Annotated in this window: 1 pseudogene; it reads right to left on the bottom strand. The window is 47.9% G+C overall.

From position 1 onward, the window contains the following. Nucleotides 1-1,088: pseudogene (locus B4K20_RS04960) on the bottom strand (lytic transglycosylase domain-containing protein); the annotation flags it as partial. Nucleotides 1,089-1,120: the final 32 nt, after the last annotated feature.

Raw genomic sequence — 1,120 nt, 5'->3', positions numbered from 1 at the left:
CGCGGTGGTGCAGTTCCAGCCAGTAACAAGCGAGCAAGTCTACGCAGACCATCCCGAGTAATTTCCAGACCATATTCAGGTCCAAGTGCATCTAGTGCACGAAGCGCGTCACCACCAGCAATAAATGCAGCTAGTTTGTAATCGACTTCCAAGCCTGGCGTATCCATTCCTTCAAGCTCACTCATCAGTGGGCGTAAGCGTTCCCACGTGGTTAAAAATAACTCACGAACAGGATCAGACTCGGGGTTATCGGTTGTCAGCGCCTCAGCAATCGCATACCTTGCATCCAGCAAAATGGCGAGCAATTCCATTCTTAACACATGAGAGTCGGTTGACTCAGCCAGTACTGAAATAATTGTAGTCAAGAAGCCATCGAATTCATCTTCAAGCGTTTGCCATTGTGCGGCTTCATCGGCATCTAAAACCGGCTCAGAATATTTATGACTCGGGTCAGATGCCCGAACCTGAAAAGCGATCCATGCTTTTAAACCTGTTTCTTCTGTCTGGAGACGTGAAATATGCGTGCGTTGCACCAAGGATTGCTCAACGCTTTGTGTGCTATTTGGCCCTAGTAACTGTTCTATTAAACCATCCAACTCATTAAGCGGCCCACCCAGATCAATTTTCACTGTTTTCATTCGTGGCAGCACCAAGGCATCCGCAATCACCTGTACAGGTTTGCTTAGAATACCGGGGCTATTATCGGGGCGTGATAATTCAATCGATGTGAGAATAAACTCTATTGCAAGGCCAGACTCGGTCACTTGAGGCATCAATTTTAATGCCAGACGCCCTTGCCATGGTGTTAACCCTCGGCAGGAACCAAATACTCGGACTCCGGTGGTTGCCGCTACAGCCATGTCAACCGACAGTTTGTCATCCTCTGTGGCCATCTTCATATCGGATAAATCAATGCGATTGCATGGATCTTGCCCGAGTGTCGCTTTGCCATTCTCATCAAATTCAAGGACGCGACTTATCGCCGTCTGAAGGTGACTGGTTTCAGCCAGAAGCGGGATTTCAACTTCGCCCGCAGCCAATGCGCTCGAACTGTATAAAATGCAAAGCAACCACCCAATGCGTATCATTTGATATTCCAATGATTAAATGCGTCATGACT

The organism is Methylophaga sp. UBA5088 (assembly GCF_002414625.1).
Classification (GTDB): domain Bacteria; phylum Pseudomonadota; class Gammaproteobacteria; order Nitrosococcales; family Methylophagaceae; genus Methylophaga; species Methylophaga marina.
Note: the sequence above shows the minus strand (reverse complement) of the source record. Positions and strands in the feature narration are given on the sequence as shown.